The sequence below is a fragment of the Microbacterium sp. LWH12-1.2 genome (assembly GCF_040675825.1).
Classification (GTDB): Bacteria; Actinomycetota; Actinomycetes; order Actinomycetales; family Microbacteriaceae; genus Microbacterium.
In genome coordinates this window covers 716,767-735,894 of record NZ_JBEGIJ010000001.1, presented here as the reverse complement: position 1 = coordinate 735,894, position 19,128 = coordinate 716,767, and the positions used below count along the sequence as shown (strand labels likewise).

Here is a 19,128-nt window from a genome sequence, read left to right as displayed (position 1 = left end):
TCCGAGGCGGAAACGAAGAAGGGCGGATGCTGCACGCTGCAGCATCCGCCCTTCGTCATCGGGCCACTCAGATCTCGGTGAGATCCTCGGCAGCGATGATCGGGATCGCCGCCGTCACCGCTTCGAGTCCGGAGAGTCGGGCCGGCGAAAGCTGCTTGATGACCTCTTCGCGCGACATGAGCCCTGCTTCGACGACGAGGTCGGCGACGTTGCGATTCGTCAGCAGTGCCGCCTTGGCGAGTGCCGCCGAGGCCGCGTATCCGATGAACGGCGTCAGGGCGGTGATGACGCCGACCGACGCACCGACCATCGCGCCCAGACGGTCGCGGTTGGCGGTGATGCCGTCGACGCAGTTGACGCGCAGCGTCCACATCGCCTGACGCATCCAGGTGATCGACTGGAAGATCGAGTGCGCGATGACGGGTTCGAAGGCGTTGAGCTGCAGCTGACCGCCCTCGACCGCCATGGTCACGGTCATGTCGGCACCGACCACCGCGAACGCCACCTGGTTGACGACCTCCGGGATGACCGGGTTCACCTTGCCGGGCATGATGCTGGATCCTGCCTGCCTCGCCGGCAGGTTGATCTCGCCGAGACCTGCCTGGGGGCCTGAGGAGAGCAGTCGGAGGTCGTTGCAGATCTTGGACAGCTTGACCGCATTGCGCTTCAGCGACGAGGAGAAGGACATGAACGAGCCGGTGTCGCTCGTCGACTCGACGAGGTCGGTGGCTGTCTCGAGGTCGAGGCCGCTGATCTCGCGGAGGTGCTTGAGCACGACGGGCGCGTAGTCCACGTGCGTGGTGATGCCCGTGCCGATGGCGGTCGCGCCCATGTTGATCTCGAACATCAGCGACGCGTTCTCGCCGAGGCGGCTGTGGTCCTCGCCGAGGGTGGTCGCGAAGCCGTGGAACTCCTGGCCGAGCGTCATCGGCACGGCGTCCTGCAGCTGGGTGCGGCCCACCTTGAGAACGTCGTGGAACTCCACGGCCTTCCCGAGGAAGGAGCGTCGGAGGAGGTCGAGTTCGTCCAGCAGCGACTGCAGCGTCAGCGACAGGCCGATCTTCACGGCCGTCGGGTACACGTCGTTGGTCGACTGGCTGCGGTTGGTGTGGTCGATCGGCGACAGGAAGGCGTAGTCGCCCTTCTCGCGTCCGGCCATCTCGAGCGCGATGTTGGTGATGACCTCGTTCGCGTTCATGTTCGTCGAAGTCCCGGCACCGCCCTGAATCACGCCGACGGTGAACTGATCGTGGAACTCGCCGTCGATGACGCGCTGCGCTGCCCGGTCGATGAGATCTGCCCGCTCCGCGTCGAGGACGCCGATCTCCCTGTTCGCGCGCGCACTGGCCTGCTTGACCATCGCGAGGGCCCTCACCAGGTCGGGGTAGACCGAGATGGGGCGCTTGGTGATCGGGAAGTTCGCGTCGGCGCGGGCGGTGTGAATGCCCCAGTACGCGTCGACGGGGATCTCCATGCTCCCGAGGGAATCGGTCTCGGTGCGGGTCAGGGCAGGCGCGGCAGAAGCCATGTCACATCCTTGTGGGTGGTGGCGGGTGAGAGGAATTCGGGGGATGCTTCTATTCTACGTCGCTCCGCGAGTGGGTCTTGCGGGAGAACGCTTCGAGGCGCTCGGCAGGCGTCAGCCCGGACATATGCTCGAGCCACGCCTCGGAGAAGTAGTCACCGGTGGGAGCATCCGTCACCGGCACCACGGTGTGCGTGATCGTGTCCGGGTGCACGTGCACCAACTGGAACGACTGCGCGGCATCCATTCCGTTGACCGCGGATGCCGGCAGCGCGACGTTCATCGTGTAACAGGTGGCGGACGCCACGCTCACGGGAACGCCCGCGAAGGTGCCGTGTGCGGAGTAGTGGAGATGCCCCGCGAGGATGCCGCGGACGTCACTGCCGCGGATCACCTCTGCCAGTTCATCCTGATGCTGGAGTTCGAGGATGTCGAAGAGCGGGATGTGGCTCGGCAGCGGCGGGTGGTGCATCGCGAGAAGCGTGCCGTGCGGGGCGGGCTGACGGAGCTGCGCGGCGAGCCACGCCCGTTGCCCGCCGTCGAGGTCGCCATGGTGCCAACCGGGCACACTGGTGTCCAGGGCGATCAGCCGCAGCCCATCGAGATCCCAGACGCCGGTGACGGGTTCTTCGGTGGGAGCGAGATCGAGCAGCCCCTCCCGAAGCGCCGGGCGTTCGTCGTGGTTCCCTGCGACCCACACGACGACCGCGCCGAGCTCGGCAGCGACCGGTTCGACAGCATCGCGCAGCCGTCGATACGCCTCGGGCTCTCCCAGGTCGGCGAGGTCACCGGTGATCACGATCGCGGCCGGATTCGGATGCACGACCCGGATCGCTTCGAGCGTCCGTGCGAAATTCGCCTCGACGTCGTACCGTCCGGCGAGGCGGACTCCCCCTGCGAGATAGTGCGGGTCGCTGACGTGGATGATCACGTGGGATGCCGGCTCGTGACGACCGAAGACGTGCTCGCTGGCGGAGGGCGCAGACATGGCATCAGCCTAGGCGGCGAGACGGACGATCGCCTCGCCGCCTCCGGAATCACGCCTCGTGTCGACGAGCGTATTCCGAGAACACGACCCCTGAACCGAACACCGTCGTACTCACCTCCTCGAACTGCGCGGGGTGGTACGGACGGGGCCCGAACAGGGGGATGCCCTCACCGAAGAGCAGCGGGTACCTCTTCAGGACCAGCCGATCGATCTCGGGCGCCAGAGATGCAGCGAGCCGGCCGCCACCACAGAGCCAGATCGCCGCGCCTTCCTCCGATTTCAGCCGCCGCACCACCTCGGTCGGGTCACCTTCGGTGACCTCCAGGTTCTCCCCCGCTGCGGTGCGCGTCCGAGAGAAGACGATCTGCCTCAGGTGCCGATACGGGCTGGCCATTCCGCCGACCGCGTAGGTGTTCCATCCCATGAGCACAGTGTCGAACATCGAGTTCCCTTGAGGGATCCCCAGCGATTCGGCGAAGTCGGTCGGGATGGTGTCGGCGAATCGCCTGTTGATCTCGTCCACATGATCACCCACGACAGGGAATGCGTCGAACTCGCCGTTCGGCCCTGCGATGAAGCCGTCCAAGGTGACGGCCGCGTAGTACACCAGATCTCGCATGATTCTCCATTCACGACATGTGTAGTGAATAAAGAGATTACAGCACCTGTAGTGGTTGCGCTAGGGTGAGCTCATGGCAAAGAACGAGGCGAGACGCCGCACGATCACGGATGCTGGCCTCCGGGTGCTCGCGCACGACGGCTCCCGCGGACTCACCCATCGCGCGGTCGACCTCGAAGCCGGCGTGCCCACCGGGACGACATCGAACTATTTCCGCACCAGGGACGCCCTCATCGAGGGGCTGGTCGAACGCATCGGCGAGCGGCTGGCGCCGACCCCGGAGGATCTCGCCGCGCGCGCGTCATCCGTTCCGAGCCGAGCACTGTTCGCGGACTACCTCCGCGACATCGTGCGTCGGCTGAGCGACGATCGCGACGTGACGCTTGCGTTGTTCGAGCTCCGCTTGGAAAGCAGCCGACGTCCGGAGCTGGCTGCTGTGCTGGGCGCCTGGCAGCGATCGGGTCTGGATGCCGACGTCGATTTCAATGCACAGGCAGGCCTCCCCGGCGGGCGGCGGGAGATCGCGCTGTTCCACTATGCGATCGACGGGCTCCTGCTCGACCGTTTGACGACGCCGATCGATCCTGAGACATCGACCGACGATGTGATCGATGACCTCGTCGCGGGGCTCCTCGGCTGAACGCCGCAGACTGACCGTCGCTCAGTGCCCGAGGACGATGATCAGGATGCCGGTGACCACAGCGACGGCGCACAGGGCGAAGCATCCGTAAGCGCCGACGAGCGACAGACGTTTTTGCCCATCCGTGAGCGGGCTCTTCTTGGCGGCCTTCGCCGCCTGCTTCGCGGCGCGCTTGAGCTCTTTCTCGGAGATCACGGTGATCGCGTCGGTGAACTCGGCCGGACTCACGACCGGCGCGTGCCCGCTGCGCACCAGGAGGCGCAGTCCCACGGCATAGAAGGTGACGATCGCCGCGGCGCCGATGAGCGCGGCCGCGAACACTTGGATGAAGGCGAACCAGTTGATCACTTCGACTCCTCGTTCGTACCGTCGGCCGTGTCCGTTTCAGCCGGTGACGCCGCACGTGCGTCCGATCGCGCGGCGGCCTTGGCCTTCTTCGCTGCCGACTTCGCCTTCTCCCTGGCGTGCGCCCTGGCCTTGGCCTCGGCCTTGGCCCGCTCGAGGCTCTGCTGTCGACGAGTCGGCGGCGGGGCATCGGGAAGGTCGACGGCCATACCCGACTCGGCCACATCGCTCATCGCGTTCGCGTGGGTGACCACGTTGCGACGAGAGCGCAGGAAGAGGCCGATGATGATGGCGACCGCGATCACGGCGTCGATCGCAACACCCCAGTTGCCCAGCCACTGCACCAGCAGCGCGGCCATCGCCCCGACCGCTCCGGCAGCCGGGAGCGTGAGCAGCCAGCCGATCCCGATGCGTCCGGCGGTCCGCCAGCGGACGGTGGAGCCGCGGCGGCCGAGCCCCGAACCGATGACGGAGCCGGACGCGACCTGCGTCGTCGAGAGCGCGAAACCGAGGGCGCTGGAGGCGAGGATGGTCGCGGCCGTCGAGCTCTCCGCGGCGAAGCCCTGCGCAGGCTTGACGTCGGTCAGCCCCTTGCCGAGTGTGCGGATAATCCGCCAGCCGCCGAGATAGGTGCCGAGGGCGATCGTGAAGGCACACGCGACGATGACCCAGAATTCCGGCTCATGATGCTCGTCGGACTGCCACCCGATCGTGATGAGCGCGAGTGTGATGATGCCCATCGTCTTCTGCGCGTCGTTCGTGCCGTGCGCGAGGGCGACGAGGGACGACGTGAAGATCTGCCCCCAGCGGAAGCCGTCGCGACCGTCAGGCTTGCCGTCGTAGCGCCGCGTGATCGAGTACGCGATCTTCGTGGCGATGAAGGCGATGAGTCCCGCCGTGAGCGGCGCGATGAGCGCCGGCAGGATGATCTTCGACAGCACGATGCCGAAGTCGATTCCCGTGAATCCGACCCCGACGAGGGTCGCGCCGATGAGGCCGCCGAACAGTGCGTGCGAAGAGCTCGACGGCAGGCCGAGCAGCCAGGTGAGCATGTTCCACGTGATCGCGCCGATGAGTCCGGCGAAGATCAGCGGCAGGAACACCTCGGCGCCCATCTCGCGGATCGCGTCCTCGCGGACGATCCCGCCGGAGACGGTCTTGGCGACCTCGGTCGATAGGAATGCGCCGACGAGGTTGAGGACGGCGGCGAGAAGGACTGCCGTTCTCGGCTTGAGAGCACCGGTCGCGATAGGCGTGGCCATCGCGTTCGCGGTGTCGTGGAAGCCGTTCGTGAAGTCGAAGAAGAGTGCAAGTGCAATGACAAGCACGACGATGAGGGCTGCGGTTTCCACCGTTCACTTTCGGTCGATTCGAAGAAGAAGGGTGTCGACGTGATCGACGTGATGAACGAAGAGTTCACCGTGGGTTTGCCTTCCGTTAACCGGCCCCGGTAGATCCTCCCACCCTCCCCGATGCCGGTCAACTCGACCTGGGATAGCGTGGAGCGGTGACCAACGCTCCGATCGCAGACCGCCGCTCGCACATTCGAACCCACCACGGCCACACCTTCGAGGATCCGTACGAATGGTTGCGCGAGAAGGAGTCGTCCGAGGTGACTGCACACCTCGAGGCGGAGAACGCCCACACGGATGCCGAAACCGCACACCTGGCAGACCTCCGCGAGACGCTGTTCCAGGAGATCAAGGGCCGCGTACTGGAGACCGATCTCTCCGTGCCCACCCGACGCGGAGACTGGTGGTACTACGGCCGCACCGAGGAAGGCGCCCAGTACGGCATCCAGTGCCGCGCGGCAGCCGCACGCGACGACTGGACTCCCCCGCTGCTGGAGCCCGGGGTACCCGTGCCCGGCGAGGAGGTGCTGCTCGACGGCAACGTCGAGGCGGAGGGACATGAGTTCTTCGCCCTGGGGTCCTTCGCCGTCTCGGACGACGCCACCCGGTTGCTCTGGTCCACCGACTTCGAAGGCGACGAGCGCTACACGGTCCACGTGCGCGACCTCGTCACCGGCGAACTGCTGGCCGATGAGATCCCGAACACCGGCGGCGCTTTCTTCACGCCTGCCGGCGACGGCATCCTGTACACGACGCTCGACGATTCCTGGCGGCCCGACACCCTCTGGCTGCACCGCATCGGCACAGCGGTCGACGACGATGTGAAGCTGTTCCACGAGCCGGACGAGCGGTTCTGGCTGGGTGCAGGCATCACGCGCAGCCGGCGCTATCTCGTGATCGCCGTGGGCTCCAGCATCACCAGCGAAGAGCATCTCGTCGATCTGCGCGGTCCGATCACCGCTGAGCCGCGACTGGTGTGGCCACGCCGCGAGGGAGTCGAGTACTCCCTCGAGCACGCCGTCGTCGACGGTGACGACCGCCTGTTCATCCTGCACAACGACGGCGCGCTCGATTTCGAGCTCGTCTCGGTGCCGGCATCCGCCCCGCAGGGAGAGCGGCGTGTCATCGTCGCGCACGAGGCCGGCCGCCGCCTGCTCGGCATGGACGCGTTCCGTGATTTCGCGACGGTGGAGTACCGCAGCGAGGGGCTGGAGCGCGTCGGCCTGCTCGACTACACGACGGATGCCGTGGACGAACTCTCCTTCGACGAACCGCTGTACTCGGCCGGCGTCAGCGGGAACCCCGAGTGGCACTCGCCGTTCCTCCGTCTCGGCTACGCCTCGTTCGTGACGCCGGGCACGGTGTACGACCTGGACCTCGCCACCCGCAAACTGGTGCTGCGCAAGCAGCAGCCGGTACTCGGCGGGTATGACGCGGCCGAGTACGGGCAGAAACGCGAATGGGCGGTGGCATCCGACGGCACCCGGGTGCCCATCTCCCTGGTCTGGAAGCGCTCGTTCGGTGAGCCGGGCGCCGAACTTCGACCGCTGCACCTCTACGGCTACGGGTCGTACGAGCACTCGATCGATCCTGGGTTCTCGGTGGCGCGCCTCTCCGAACTCGACCGCGGCGTGATCTTCGCGGTGGCGCACGTGCGCGGCGGTGGCGAGATGGGCCGGCAGTGGTACGAAGACGGCAAGAAGCTGTCCAAGCGCAACACGTTCACGGACTTCGTCACCTGCGCCGAACATCTGATCGCCGCAGGAGTCACCTCCGCGGACCGCATGGTCGCCGAGGGCGGCAGCGCCGGGGGTCTCCTCATGGGCGCGGTCGCGAACCTCGCACCGGACAAGTTCGTCGGCATCCTGGCATCCGTCCCCTTCGTCGACGCGCTGACCTCGATCCTCGACCCCTCGCTCCCCCTCACCGTCATCGAATGGGACGAGTGGGGCGACCCGCTGCACGATGCCGACGTCTACGAGTACATGAGGTCGTACACGCCGTACGAGAACGTGCGATCTGACGCGACGTACCCGCGCATCCTAGCCGTGACATCTCTCAACGACACGCGCGTGCTCTACGTCGAACCCGCGAAATGGGTGGCCGCGCTGCGCGAAGCGGGTGCGTCCGATGTTCTCCTGAAGTGCGAGATGGTCGCCGGGCACGGCGGCGTCAGCGGGCGCTACAACTCCTGGAAGGAAAGGGCGTTCGAGCTGGCCTGGCTGCTTGACACCCTCGGCCTGGCGAAGGCCTGACCCCGGGCTGCTGAGATCAGGAGTTCCGCCCGAGATCAGGAAGATTCAGCAGGAATCATCCTGATCTCGGGACATTGTCCTGATCTCGGGCTGCGGCGACTTCTCCTCCACAGACGACTGTCGGGCTAATTTGATGCACATCCCGCCCGTTCAGCCCCGCGGAGTCGCGAGTACGCGGAGAGTGTACGGATGCTCCTCGAGGAATGGCTCCGCGCTCACGATGGCGCTGCGCACTCGTCAGACATATACGCTGCCGGGTTCAGCAAGCATGCGATAGCGGCGGGAGTCCGATCGGGGCGGATGCTGCGATTCCGACGATCCTGGATCGCGCTGCGTGAGTGTGACTCGGCGATCCTGGCCGCGATCGGCATCGGCGGGCGACTGACGTGCGTGAGCGCCGCGCGGAAACTCGGGCTTTGGGTCCCCACGCACGCTGGCGTCCACGTCGCGGTATCGCCTGGCGCGGCCCGGATCAAGACCGAAGGACTGCGTGTGCATTGGTCGACGGGCCCTGCGCCCGCTGCTGCGCGCGCAGTCGTCGATCCGCTGATCAATGTGCTCCACCATGTAGCGCGATGCCAAGAACTGGCTGCCGCCTTGGCGATCTGGGAATCGGCGCTCAACAAGAAGCTCGTCGACGCCGCGGTGCTCGAGCGCATTGAATGGCACAGTGAACGCGCGGACCACATCGTCGCCCTCTGCACGAACTTGTCCGACTCGGGACTGGAGACCCACTTCGTGGACCTGATGCGCGCGATCGGCGTCGCCGTTCAACAGCAGGTATGGATCGACGGGCACCCGATCGATGCGCTGATCGGCGATCGCCTGGTCGTTCAGCTGGATGGTTTCGCGCACCACAGCAGCCCGGCCGATCGCCGTCGTGACATTGAAGCCGACGCCCGCTTGCGCCTACGCGGCTACACCGTCGTGCGCTTCGACTACTACCAGGTGCTTTTCCAGCCGGACTTGGTCCAGAACGTCATCCGTGCGGCGATCGCACAGGGGCTTCACCGCGCCGCCTGACGGTATCCGTCCGCCTGAGATCAGGAAGACCGTCCCAGATCAGGAAGAATCCGCGGGAAACGTCCTGATCTGGGGACGTCGTCCTGATCTCGGCCGGGGCCAGGATCAGCCGAAGAGCGCCGCGGCCTCGTCGTAGCGGGCGCGGGAGACGGTGTTCAGCTCACCGAGGGCCTCGGCGAACGGCACACGGACGATGTCGGTGCCACGCATGGCCACCATCTGCCCCCAGGACTCCTCGACCAGCGCATCTGCCGCGTGCAGGCCGAGCCGAGTCGCGAGCACTCGATCGAACGCCGACGGCGAACCGCCGCGCTGGATGTGGCCGAGCACGGTGGAGCGGGTCTCGATGCCGGTGATGCGCTCGATCTCGGGGGCGAGGATCTCGCTGATGCCGCCGAGGCGCGGGCGGTTGAAGGCGTCCAGTCCCTTATCGCTGTACGCCTCATCCATGCCGGTGAGCGTGAAGCCCTCGGACACGACGACGAGCGGAGCCCTGCCGCGGTCGAACGCGCTGGTGACCAGAGCGGCGATCTCATCGATCGACATCGGGACCTCGGGGATGCAGATCACATGAGCGCCCGCGGCCATTCCGGCGTGCAAGGCGATCCAGCCGACATGACGTCCCATCACCTCGGCGACCATGCACCGCTGGTGCGAGTCGCCGGTGGTGCGCAGGCGGTCCATGGCATCGGTTGCGATGTTGACCGCGGTGTCGAAGCCGAACGAGTAGTCCGTGGCCTGCAGATCGTTGTCGATGGTCTTGGGGACCCCGAGCACGTTGATGCCGTCCTTCGACAGACGATCGGCGGCGGCCAGAGTGCCCTCGCCGCCGATCGCGACGATGCCGTCGATCTTGTGGCCGTACAGGGTCTTCGCGATGTTCTCGGCGCCGCCGCGCGCACCCTCGTAGGGGTTGGTGCGGCTGGTGCCCAGAATCGTGCCGCCGGCCTTGGAGAGCCCCTTCACCTCGTGTCGCGTGAGCGGGAAGAAGTCACCGTCCACGACGCCGCGCCAGCCGTTACGGATGCCGACGAACTCGATGTCGTACGTCGTCGTGCCCTTGAGAACGATGCCGCGGATGACCGCGTTGAGTCCGGGGCAGTCGCCGCCGCTCGTCAGGATGCCGATCTTCATGCTGCTGCCTTCTGACTTCGGGAAAGGGGAAAAGGCGACGCTGCCTGCCTCGACACTAGTGCCGAAGCGCCATCAGGCGCCATTCGAGACGCGCGAAAACCCCGGATCTTGCCGGCCAAGATCGACCGAATCGCCGATCTTCCCTCGAAGGGGATTTTTCGAAGGCATCCGCCCGTTAAGAAGCGTGCTTCTTAACGGGCGGACTGAGGTGTATTTCAGGAGGCGCCGAGCGCCTGACGCAGCAGGTGCATGAGCGCCGCGAGCTGCACCGGCTCGGCAGCCGCGTCATCCACGGCCTCGCCGTCGAGCGCACGCGCTGCCAGCCCCTGCTTCTGATCGATGAGCTCAGCGATCTTGGTGTCGATCGTGTGCGCGGCGATGATGCGCCAGGCGGTGACAGGTTCGTCCTGCCCGATGCGGTGCACTCGGTCGATCGCCTGCGTCTGTTCGGCGGCCGTCCAGCTGAGCTCCGCGAGGACGACGTTCGACGCCGCCTGCAGGTTGAGGCCGACGCCGGCCGCGGTGAGCGAGCAGACGGCGATGCCGACGGCAGGATCGCCGTTGAAGTCGTCGATCGCCTGCTGACGCGCAGTGGATGTCTGATCGCCACGGATCGACACCGAGCGGATGCCGACCGAGGCGAAGTGCGCCTCGGCCCGATCCATCACATCGATGTGCTTCGCGAAGAAGACGACCTTGCCGACCGAGCGCTGCAGCTGCGCCGCGTAATCGGCGGCGAGCTGAGCCTTGGCCTGACCGATTCGGCGCACCATCGTGAAGACGTTGTCTCCGCCGGTACCTGCGGCTTTCGACTCCTCGAGCTCGTTGTGCGCGACCAGGCGGACGATGTCTTCGTCGATCTCGCCAGGAGTACCGGTCCACAGGCTCTTCGATGCGGACGAGGTGCGCGCTTCGATGATGCGGCGGTACTTCGCAGCCAGCCGCTCCCCCAGTTCGCGCTCCGCCTGACGGATGCTGCGCCCGAACTCGTCGTCCAGCTGCACGGGGAGGTCTGCGATGAGCTTGTCCGGCAGGTCGGCCGCGACGTCCTTCTTCTTGCGGCGGACGATGCCCATCGAGATCACGGCCTCGCGAGCCTCCGGGTAGAAGGCTTTGTCCGCGGGAGTGAGGCCGGTCGCGTCCAGCTTCTCCATGAGCTCCGGACCCGGCTTCTCACCGGTGGTCCAACCGAGGAACCGCCAGATCGCGTCGAAGTCCTCGACGTCGTTGATCAGCGGCGTTCCGGTGAGCGCCAGCATCAGCGGGTTGCCGCCGGGCGTGCGCTCGCGGACACGGGAGGCCAGCGCCAAGACGTTCTGCGAGCGCTGCGACGACAGGTTCTTGATGAAGTGCGCCTCATCGACGACCATGCCCCGCAGTCCGAGCGAGCCCAGCCAGGACATGTGCCGGTCGAGGATCTCGTAGTTCACGATGAAGACGTCCGCGAAGGCATCGATGTCGTCGCCGTCACCTTGGATGACGGTGGCGCGACGCTGCGGTGTCCAGCGCTCCACTTCGCGCGCCCAGTTCATCTTCACGACGTTCGGGACGACCGCGAGCAACGGGTAGGCCCCGGCGACGGATGCGGCGAGTGCGGACTGCGCGGTCTTGCCGAGTCCTGGCTCGTCCGCGAGGAGGAAGCTGCGGTGGCCCGCTCGCACCTCTTCGAGGAAGCGGGACTGGTGCACCATGATCTCGAGGCCCTTGGGCGACAGGTGGTCGAACTCGGGTGCCGGCGGCAGATCCATGCTCGCCACGACTCCGCCGGCTCCGGTCTCGAACGACTTGTAGAGCGGCCCCATCAGCTCCCAGCCGTCGAGGCGGCGGCGCGGAGTACTCGTCGCCCGTGGCGTGAGGTCGGGCTCGAGGAACGGGTTGGCGAGCTGACGCGCTTCGACGGAGATCGGCGTGACCTGGCGCTCGGCGATCCCCGCCGGCACGACGGGCGCCTGCACGGGGGCGATGTCAACGATGATGAGCTCTTCCGGAGCGAGCTCGGCTCCGGATTCGAGGAGCCAGTCGCGCCGCATCCGCTTCGCGACCGGCGATGTCGCCTGATCAGCCTCGAGCAGCTGGATGAGGGACGTGTCCCGCGCTGCGGTCTTGGCGAGGATGGTCGCGACGCCGTCGAGCCGCTTGAGCAGTTCTGCGCGTGCGGGATCGCCGAGCTCGGCATCCGCCTTCACCCTGGCCCGCTCCTCGCGCACCAGGAACGCGATCACCTGGAACTTCACCCGGTTCGTCGGACCCAGCTTGCCGCGCTGCGACTTCGCTTCGATCTCGCGCACTTTGCGCGCGAGGATCGGGATGAGGGGGGCGTCGTCGTCGCGACGGGATGTCTTCTTGCGCCGCGTGGCGGCAGTTGCCGTAGTCGGCATGCTCCTCCTGAGCGTGAATGCCGAGGCGCCCGGGGCGCCTGAGCCGTTCTCGATGTCCGCGTGTGGCGTGTGCCAGGACCGTACGAACAGTAGACCTCATTCCCGCCGACGCACGAGTGACGTGCGATGTTCGCCGGGAACGATCGACAGTCTACGCCAGAATCGCCGTCCACTGCCGAGCGACGAGCCGAATCACGGCTGGCGGGCGAGCAGCACTTCGGCCTCGGCGACATCGGACGCCATCTGCGCCTTGAGCTTGTCGATGCCTTCGAACGCGACCATCCCCCGCAGGCGCTCGACGAACTCGACGCTCACGTCATGGCCGTACAGATCGAGATCGGTCTCGCCGAGGACATGAGCCTCCACCTGGCGTACGAGGACGTCGTCGAAGGTGGGGTTCGTCCCGACCGAGATCGCAGCCCGGTGGCGGATCCCGGTGTCATGGTCGACGAGCCAGCCCGCGTACACGCCGTCCGCCGGCACGAAAGCGTCGACGATCGTCGAAAGATTCGCAGTCGGGAATCCGAGTTCTCGCCCCCGCTTCAGTCCGTGCACGACCTCGCCGCGAACATCGACATTGCGGCCGAGGACGCGCGTCGCCGTCGCGACGTCTCCTTCGATGAGCAGCTCACGGATCCACGTCGACGACACCCGACGCTCGGATCCGGGCAGATAGACGTCGTCGACGACATGGACGGTGAAGCCGTGCTGCGGGCCGAGCGCGCGCAGGAGTTCGGGATCTCCCGCACCACCGCGACCGAATCGGAAGTCCTCGCCGACGAGCACCGTCGACACCCGGAGCGCTGCGACGAGGATCTCGGCGACGAACGCCTCGGCGCTTCGCGCAGCCATATCCTCGTCGAACGTGAGCAGAAGCGTCGCATTGAGGTCGAGCTCGCCGAGCAGCTCGAGCTTGCGTTCGACGGTGACCACGTTCTCAGGACAGCGATCAGGGCGCAGCACGGCGAGCGGGTTCCGGTCGAAGGTGACGGCGACAGCGCGGGCGCCGGATGCCGCAGCCTCCTCCTTCAGTCGACGGATGACCGCGCGGTGACCGGCGTGCACGCCGTCGAACTTCCCGATCGCCACGACGGAGCGACCGAAGTCGGCGGGAATCTGAGCGGGGTCACGGAAGACGATCACGCCGCCACCCCCGAGAGCTGCGGCGACGACACTGGTCGGTGCGTGCGCAACCACCAGATCCCGAACACCGGGAGAACCAACGGGATGAACAGGTAACCGACACCGAACATCGACCAGACGGTCTCGTGCTGGAAGAGCGCCGGCATCAGCAGGCTGAGCGTCCCGACGACGAGCACACCCGTGAGCTCGAACACGATTGCCACCCAGGCCACGGCGTACCAGCCGCTTCGTCCGGCGAGCACCAGCGCGAGAGTCGCCAGGATGTACACGACGGCCGCCACGGCGGACAGTGTGTAGGCCAGCGGCGCCTCGTCGAAACGGCGGATGATCTGCACGACGCTCCGCCCGGTCGCGGCAAGCGCCATCACGGCGTAGACGATCACGAGGACACGGCCGATACCGGTCATCCGAGGGGTGGGAACGGAGGAGCTCATAGCGCATTCCATCCTAGGTGCGCAGAGAAGGACTGGTCTCCGCGTCCTCGCCAGAGGTCAGGCGATCTGGATCGTCCAGATGACCTGCATCCGCCAGAGCATGATCGCGATGGCCAGGCCTGCGACGCCGAGGATCACGGTGCTCCAGCGGCTGCGCTCCATCAGCGCCCACAGGACCGCGCCGATCGGCAGCAGCACCGCGGAGACGAGATAGACCCAGTACTCGAGCAGATCACCGGTGGGCGGATTGCCTGCCAGGGGCGCGACGATCGCGATGACCACCTGTGCGACGAGGAGGATCTCGACGAGAGCGAGAGACCCGACCGAGAAGTCGCTGGGACGGCGACCGACGAGACCGAGAACGATGCAGAACACTCCGGCCGCGACGGCGACCGCGATCTGCGCGACGGTGAACCAGAGGATCACGACGCGACGTCCGGCATGTTCATGGCGCTCTTGAGGTCGGCGCCGCGCTTCTCGACGATGCCGACGAGCGCTCCATCCGGATCGATGGCCGCTGCGAGTGCGCCCGTGAGCCGTGCGGCCTGATCGGCGAGCCGTTTGCCGTGGCGCAGATCGCGGGCGTCGTCCGCGCTCACCGGGAGCGCCTCGAGGATGCGCGCGGCAGCATCGGCGGGGGTGAGCGTCGATGCTCCGGCCAGATCTTCGATCGCGACGGCATCCGCGACGTCGAAGGCGCCTACTCGAGTGCGGCGCAACGCCGTGAGGTGACCGCCGACGCCCAGTGCAGCGCCGAGATCGCGCGCCAGCGAACGGATGTAGGTGCCGGAGGAGCAGTCGACGACGACATCGAGGTCGAGGGTGCCGGAGCCTCTGCGCTCGGCGATGACGTCGAAGCGGGACACGACGACGTCGCGTGCGGCGAGGACGACCTCCTCCCCCGCACGAACCCGGTCGTACGCCCGGCGACCGTCGACCTTGATCGCCGACACCGAACTGGGGACCTGCGAGATCGCACCGGTCAGCGCGGCGACGCCCTCGGCGATGCGTTCCGGGGTGACGGCGGACCAGACCGACTCGTCGGCGCTCGCGATGATCTCGCCGTCGGCGTCGTCCGTGCCGGTCGTCTGGCCGAGCCGGATCGTCGCCTCGTAGGTCTTGTCCGCGCCGACGATATAGGTGAGGAGCCTCGTGGCCCCTTCGATCCCGATCACCAGCAGTCCGGTCGCCATCGGATCGAGTGTGCCCGCGTGCCCGACCTTGCGAGTGCCGAAGGCCTTGCGCGTGCGCGCGACCGCGTCGTGGCTGGTGATGCCCGCGGGCTTGTCGACGAGGAGGATGCCGGGCGAGACCATCCTCCCAGCCTATCGAGACCGCACCCCGGAGCCGTTCCTGTTCACCCGCAGACCTCGTACGACGGTTCTTCGCCGATCGTGACGGCGACCGACGATGCGCCAGTGACGCCGTCGCGGAACTCGAAGAAGACGTGCGCCTCACCGTCACCGGCGAGTCTGATCCAGCTCCCGTTGCCAGCCAGCGCCGCGCCCTCCTCCGCGTCGGGATACACGGCCAGGATCTCCTCCTCGGTGGAGCCTACCCCCAGCCCGTCCGCTGTCCGAGGACCGTCGACCGCCGTCGGGGTTTCGGCCGCTGTGTACACGGAGATCTCCCTGATCGGCGCCGTCGGGCTCTCCGGCCCCCGCACCAAGAACAGGCCGTGGCTCGAGTCAGCAGCGTTCCACCAGGCTGTCCATGAGCAATTGGCAGCGTCGTTGCTCCACGTGTCGGGAAGGGCACCGAGCGTGGTCGCAAAGTCCCCGCCAATCACGATCGGACCGATCCCGGCGTCACTGATGATCCATGTGCTCGGGTCCGTAGGATCGACTGAGGGTGTTGTCGTGTCCGCGCTCGCGCTCGCGCTCGGGCTGGGCTCTGGTTTCACGGTCTGGGATGCAGATGGCGTTTGCGTCGGCGTAGGCGCGCATCCGGTCAGCGCGAGGCCGAGGCCCGCCGCCATGACGAAAGCGATTCGCGTACCAATTTTCATCTTCTACCTCTACTTCTCCGGTCGTGGAGTGCACGGCGCACTCGCTTAGGCTGTCGGCATGCCTCCGACGTTGCACCGCGCCCCCACAGGTGTGCTGCCTCTGGCCGAATGGTATCGATGGAATGCCCGCGACCTCCCTTGGCGCCGCAGCGAATTCCATAACGATTTCGGCGCCTGGGGCACGCTCGTCAGCGAGTTCATGCTGCAGCAGACCCCTGTCAACCGGGTGATCCCGCATCTGGACGCCTGGTTGACGCGCTGGCCGACGCCCCGTGCCATGGCTGCCGCCACGGGGTCAGAGGTGGTGCAACAGTGGGCGAACCTCGGTTATCCGCGCCGCGCACTGTGGCTGCACCGCGCGGCGATCGAGATCGTGGAACGGCATGACGGAATCGTGCCGCGAGAGGTCGATGCTCTGCTCGCTCTCTCCGGAATCGGCGACTACACCGCGAGGGCCGTGGCTGTCTTCGCCTACGGCGACCGGCATCCCGTCGTCGACACCAACACACGCAGAGTGCTGGCGAGGGCGATCGAGGGAAAGGCGCAACCGGCGGCGGCCTCACGTCGTGACCTTGCCCTGATGGATTCCCTGCTGCCGGCGACGGATGCCGAATCGGGCGTGTTCAACGCCGCAGCGATGGAGCTGGGCGCGACGGTGTGCACCGCTCGCGCTCCGAAATGCGACCGGTGCCCGCTTCGCACGGGGTGCGCCTGGGTGGCGGCCGGCCGGCCGGAAACGCCGGACACTCGGCGGCGGCAGGCGGCGTACGAGGGTTCGGACCGGCAGGCCCGCGGCGCGGTGCTGCGGATGCTGCGCGAAGCGCTGCCGTCCGCAGTGCCACTGTCGTCCGTGATCGCTGATTGGCCGGATCCTCGGCAGCGCGACAGGGCGATCGACTCGCTCATCGCAGACGGCCTCGCCGAGGCATCCGAGGATCTGCTCTCGCTTCCGCGCTGATCGGCCGGGCGCCCGGGACCGCTCCGTCAGAGAAACTGATCCGTCCGGTGCGCCAGGGCGGTGAGCTCCACTCGGGTGCGGACGTCGAACTTCGCCAGCACCCTCCCCACGTGCACCTCGACCGTGCGGACCGAGACATTCAGTCGCTCCGCGATCTCCCGATTCATGGTGCCGCCGACGACCAGCATCGCCACCTCGAGCTCCCGCACCGTCAACTGCGTCTCCCACGCGCGTCGGCAGGCAGCCAGATGATCGTCCTCCGCACCGACGCCGCCATCCGCCGGTCCGAGCCTCTCGATGCGTCGTTCCATGGCGGCCGCCCAGGCGGCTGCGCCCGCATCCTCGAACAGGTTCCGTGCCGTTCCCAGGTGCCGTCGCCCGGTCATCCGCTCGCCGTGGATCACGGTGTGGATGCCGATCAACGCCTCCACCCTGGCTCTCGCGAATGGCGAGCGCAAGGCCCGCGCCTCGACGTGAACCTCCGCGAATTCCGCACGCCATCGTCCCTCCGGCGCGTCGATGACACGCGCGCATAACCGGCGAGCGCTGTCCTCCTCCCCCGGCTCGACTCTTCTGGGCGTTCGTTCTCGTGCCGCAGGGGCGACCTCGTCAAGCCCGGGAATGCCGAACACCGCCTCCGGAGCACCGCGATCCTGCCACAGCCGCAGGAATGCCGCGGCCTTGGCGAACGCACCATCCAGATACGCCTCGATGCCGCGATCCACCAGACGTTCCACGCGGAGTCCGGACGGCAGCGCAGCGGTCAGGGAGCGTGCGAACGGGCTCAGGGTGCCGAGAACGGCGAGGTCGAGGCGACGAGCGAGTGCCACGGCGAGTCCCGCGAACGGTATCGCCACCGGAGACACGACCGCTGCGGCGATCAGACACTGCCTGGCCTGTGATATATCCCCACGCCACGTCAGGAGGAGCGTCTCCGTCACCGCCCGATAGGCCTGCACGAGCGGGCTGTATTCGAACCCGGCGACGAAGGGATCGATCTCAGCGCCCATCGTGCCTTCTCCGTTTGCGAGGATCCGCAATCCGCCATCGATGTCGTCGTCCAGGGCAGCGCGCAGAGCGCCGAGCACACTGCCGGAGACCGGGCCGGTGCCTTCGGCGGCCGTTGTCTCCCGCTCCCCGACGAGCAACCAGCTCAGGGCGACGACCGGGTCGCGCAATCGGCTCTCCGCACCGACCCGCGCGCATCCGTCGCGCAGCGCATCCAGCCAGGACCGCATTCCGCTGCGGTCTCCTCGCTCGGCGCAGAGCACCGAGGCAAGGGCCGCCGCTCTCGTCCAGGCGTACCAATCGTCGTGATCATCCGTTCGCGGCCGGAGCGCCGTCGCATCGATGTCGGGCACGTCGCCGTGCAGATGCGCCAGGGCCACGACGAGGCCGCCCAGCCCCTGAAGACGGTAGCGCTCCGTGCCATCGGGGAAGAGGCTCCCCAGCCACCCGCTCGCCTCCGCCGCATAACCCGCTCCGATCGCCGCCGCGCCGGCCACCAGGCGTGCATCGTCGCGTTCGACCCCGACCGCGTGCGATGCCGCCTCAGCGGCGAGGAGGAGAGCGCGATCGGCGTCGCCGCCCTCGGACAACTCGCGCGCGATTCGGATCAGCTCGGATGCCGTCGAGGGATCGCCGCGCAGTGATGACCTGGCCCGATGCCAGTCCGCACTCACCTGCTCGCCCCTGCGGCCGAAGATCGCGCCCAGCCGTTCGTGCACATCCACCTGAACGGCCGATGCTGTCGTCTCTCGAAGCCAGATAGCGAGTCGCGGGTCCGCGAATCGAAATCGGCCGGCGTGGATGCTCAGATGCTGCCCCACCGGACCGGCGACGATCTCATGCGCGGACCGAGCCGCGAACTCGAGCACCGGATCGAGGCGATCCTCCAGACACAGTGCCGCCGCCAGCAGCAGATCCCGATCGAGGTCGGTGAACCTGAGGTCGGCGTACTCATTCGCGATCGGCGGCACCAGCGGAAGCGGCGCAGGAAGCGGCCTCAATCCGTGCCGTTGCTGGGGTGCGAGATGGGCCACGACTTCACGGACGGTCGGCAGGTCGGCGTTCAACTCGACCACGAGCGTTCTCAGCACATGCGGTGCCGTGCTCAACTCATGTTCGAGCAGATCATCGAGCATGTTCTCGATGATCTCCAGCGAAACGACCGTTCCTTCGGACGGGCGCCGTCGCCACATCTCCGGTGTCTTCACCTTGTCGACTCCCCCGGTGCGAAGAGTACTTCGCAGCTAGGCACAGGGTAGCAAAGCAGTCCCGTGCCTCTTCGGCACTGAGAAGAGCGCCCTGGACAGGTGTCCAGGGC

General features: G+C 67.2%; 17 protein-coding genes. 4 read left to right on the top strand and 13 right to left on the bottom strand.

What is annotated here, in order from left to right:
- Positions 1–67 precede the first annotated feature (67 nt).
- Genes MRBLWH12_RS03365 through MRBLWH12_RS03355 form a run of 3 tightly spaced genes read right to left on the bottom strand, consistent with a single transcriptional unit; the run spans position 68 to position 3,132 of the window.
- On the bottom strand, positions 68–1,528 hold the full coding sequence (locus tag MRBLWH12_RS03365) for an aspartate ammonia-lyase (protein ID WP_341975133.1): 1,461 nt from the start codon (positions 1,526–1,528) through the stop codon (positions 68–70).
- Positions 1,529–1,577: 49 nt separating this feature from the next.
- A complete protein-coding gene (locus tag MRBLWH12_RS03360; RefSeq protein WP_363546102.1) occupies positions 1,578–2,513 on the bottom strand; it encodes a phosphodiesterase in 936 nt (311 codons plus the stop codon).
- Between the two features lie 49 nt (positions 2,514–2,562).
- Positions 2,563–3,132, bottom strand: a complete 570-nt coding sequence (locus MRBLWH12_RS03355) for a dihydrofolate reductase family protein (RefSeq protein WP_363546099.1) — start codon at positions 3,130–3,132, stop codon at positions 2,563–2,565.
- Positions 3,133–3,205: 73 nt separating this feature from the next.
- Here MRBLWH12_RS03355 and MRBLWH12_RS03350 point away from each other — a divergent pair, with 73 nt between their 5' ends.
- Positions 3,206–3,772 (top strand): TetR/AcrR family transcriptional regulator, encoded by a 567-nt coding sequence (locus tag MRBLWH12_RS03350; RefSeq protein ID WP_341975135.1) that lies wholly within the window; start codon positions 3,206–3,208, stop codon positions 3,770–3,772.
- A gap of 21 nt (positions 3,773–3,793) precedes the next feature.
- Here the strand turns inward: MRBLWH12_RS03350 and MRBLWH12_RS03345 are convergent, their stop codons facing one another.
- Both MRBLWH12_RS03345 and MRBLWH12_RS03340 read right to left on the bottom strand, forming a co-directional pair.
- Positions 3,794–4,120: a peptidase gene (locus MRBLWH12_RS03345; RefSeq protein WP_341975136.1), complete on the bottom strand. Its 327-nt coding sequence runs from the start codon at positions 4,118–4,120 to the stop codon at positions 3,794–3,796.
- Positions 4,117–5,469, bottom strand: a complete 1,353-nt coding sequence (locus MRBLWH12_RS03340) for an inorganic phosphate transporter (RefSeq protein WP_341975137.1) — start codon at positions 5,467–5,469, stop codon at positions 4,117–4,119. The genes MRBLWH12_RS03345 and MRBLWH12_RS03340 overlap by 4 nt, the downstream gene beginning before the upstream one ends.
- A gap of 155 nt (positions 5,470–5,624) precedes the next feature.
- Between MRBLWH12_RS03340 and MRBLWH12_RS03335 the strand changes: the two genes are divergently transcribed.
- Both MRBLWH12_RS03335 and MRBLWH12_RS03330 read left to right on the top strand, forming a co-directional pair.
- On the top strand, positions 5,625–7,724 hold the full coding sequence (locus MRBLWH12_RS03335) for a S9 family peptidase (protein WP_363546094.1): 2,100 nt from the start codon (positions 5,625–5,627) through the stop codon (positions 7,722–7,724).
- A gap of 189 nt (positions 7,725–7,913) precedes the next feature.
- Positions 7,914–8,747 carry an endonuclease domain-containing protein gene (locus tag MRBLWH12_RS03330; RefSeq protein ID WP_363546091.1) on the top strand — a complete coding sequence of 278 codons (834 nt, stop codon included), beginning with the start codon at positions 7,914–7,916 and terminating at the stop codon, positions 8,745–8,747.
- A 105-nt stretch (positions 8,748–8,852) separates the two neighbouring features.
- Here MRBLWH12_RS03330 and MRBLWH12_RS03325 read toward each other — a convergent pair whose 3' ends face one another.
- From MRBLWH12_RS03325 to MRBLWH12_RS03295, 7 genes are all read right to left on the bottom strand, one after another.
- Positions 8,853–9,881, bottom strand: a complete 1,029-nt coding sequence (locus tag MRBLWH12_RS03325; RefSeq protein WP_341975140.1) for a 6-phosphofructokinase — start codon at positions 9,879–9,881, stop codon at positions 8,853–8,855.
- 215 nt (positions 9,882–10,096) lie between these two features.
- Positions 10,097–12,259: a DEAD/DEAH box helicase gene (locus MRBLWH12_RS03320; RefSeq protein ID WP_363546087.1), complete on the bottom strand. Its 2,163-nt coding sequence runs from the start codon at positions 12,257–12,259 to the stop codon at positions 10,097–10,099.
- Positions 12,260–12,451: 192 nt separating this feature from the next.
- Entirely contained in the window at positions 12,452–13,402 is a 951-nt protein-coding gene (locus tag MRBLWH12_RS03315) for a bifunctional riboflavin kinase/FAD synthetase (protein WP_363546084.1), read from the bottom strand.
- A complete protein-coding gene (locus tag MRBLWH12_RS03310; protein WP_363546082.1) occupies positions 13,399–13,836 on the bottom strand; it encodes a hypothetical protein in 438 nt (145 codons plus the stop codon). The genes MRBLWH12_RS03315 and MRBLWH12_RS03310 overlap by 4 nt, the downstream gene beginning before the upstream one ends.
- A 57-nt stretch (positions 13,837–13,893) precedes the next feature.
- Positions 13,894–14,262, bottom strand: a complete 369-nt coding sequence (locus tag MRBLWH12_RS03305; RefSeq protein ID WP_363546079.1) for a hypothetical protein — start codon at positions 14,260–14,262, stop codon at positions 13,894–13,896.
- Positions 14,259–15,152 (bottom strand): tRNA pseudouridine(55) synthase TruB, encoded by an 894-nt coding sequence (gene truB / locus MRBLWH12_RS03300; RefSeq protein WP_363546076.1) that lies wholly within the window; start codon positions 15,150–15,152, stop codon positions 14,259–14,261. The genes MRBLWH12_RS03305 and truB overlap by 4 nt, the downstream gene beginning before the upstream one ends.
- A 41-nt stretch (positions 15,153–15,193) precedes the next feature.
- The gene (locus tag MRBLWH12_RS03295; RefSeq protein WP_363546074.1) at positions 15,194–15,457 is read right to left on the bottom strand and encodes a hypothetical protein; all 264 of its coding nucleotides are present in this window, start codon (positions 15,455–15,457) and stop codon (positions 15,194–15,196) included.
- Positions 15,458–15,902: 445 nt separating this feature from the next.
- Between MRBLWH12_RS03295 and MRBLWH12_RS03290 the strand changes: the two genes are divergently transcribed.
- Entirely contained in the window at positions 15,903–16,802 is a 900-nt protein-coding gene (locus MRBLWH12_RS03290) for an A/G-specific adenine glycosylase (RefSeq protein WP_363546071.1), read from the top strand.
- A 26-nt stretch (positions 16,803–16,828) separates the two neighbouring features.
- Here the strand turns inward: MRBLWH12_RS03290 and MRBLWH12_RS03285 are convergent, their stop codons facing one another.
- A complete protein-coding gene (locus MRBLWH12_RS03285) occupies positions 16,829–19,018 on the bottom strand; it encodes a helix-turn-helix transcriptional regulator (protein WP_363546068.1) in 2,190 nt (729 codons plus the stop codon).
- Positions 19,019–19,128 lie beyond the last annotated feature (110 nt).

Excerpts from the sequence above, each read along its gene's own strand:
- truB (WP_363546076.1), bottom strand. The coding sequence starts at position 15,152 with ATGGTCTCGCCCGGCATCCTCCTCGTCGACAAGCCCGCGGGCATCACC.
- MRBLWH12_RS03360 (WP_363546102.1), bottom strand. The coding sequence starts at position 2,513 with ATGTCTGCGCCCTCCGCCAGCGAGCACGTCTTCGGTCGTCACGAGCCG.
- MRBLWH12_RS03310 (WP_363546082.1), bottom strand. The coding sequence starts at position 13,836 with ATGAGCTCCTCCGTTCCCACCCCTCGGATGACCGGTATCGGCCGTGTC.
- MRBLWH12_RS03365 (WP_341975133.1), bottom strand. The coding sequence starts at position 1,528 with ATGGCTTCTGCCGCGCCTGCCCTGACCCGCACCGAGACCGATTCCCTC.
- MRBLWH12_RS03290 (WP_363546071.1), top strand. The coding sequence starts at position 15,903 with ATGCCTCCGACGTTGCACCGCGCCCCCACAGGTGTGCTGCCTCTGGCC.
- MRBLWH12_RS03330 (WP_363546091.1), top strand. The coding sequence starts at position 7,914 with ATGCTCCTCGAGGAATGGCTCCGCGCTCACGATGGCGCTGCGCACTCG.
- MRBLWH12_RS03325 (WP_341975140.1), bottom strand. The coding sequence starts at position 9,881 with ATGAAGATCGGCATCCTGACGAGCGGCGGCGACTGCCCCGGACTCAAC.
- MRBLWH12_RS03350 (WP_341975135.1), top strand. The coding sequence starts at position 3,206 with ATGGCAAAGAACGAGGCGAGACGCCGCACGATCACGGATGCTGGCCTC.
- MRBLWH12_RS03320 (WP_363546087.1), bottom strand. The coding sequence starts at position 12,259 with ATGCCGACTACGGCAACTGCCGCCACGCGGCGCAAGAAGACATCCCGT.
- MRBLWH12_RS03355 (WP_363546099.1), bottom strand. The coding sequence starts at position 3,132 with ATGCGAGATCTGGTGTACTACGCGGCCGTCACCTTGGACGGCTTCATC.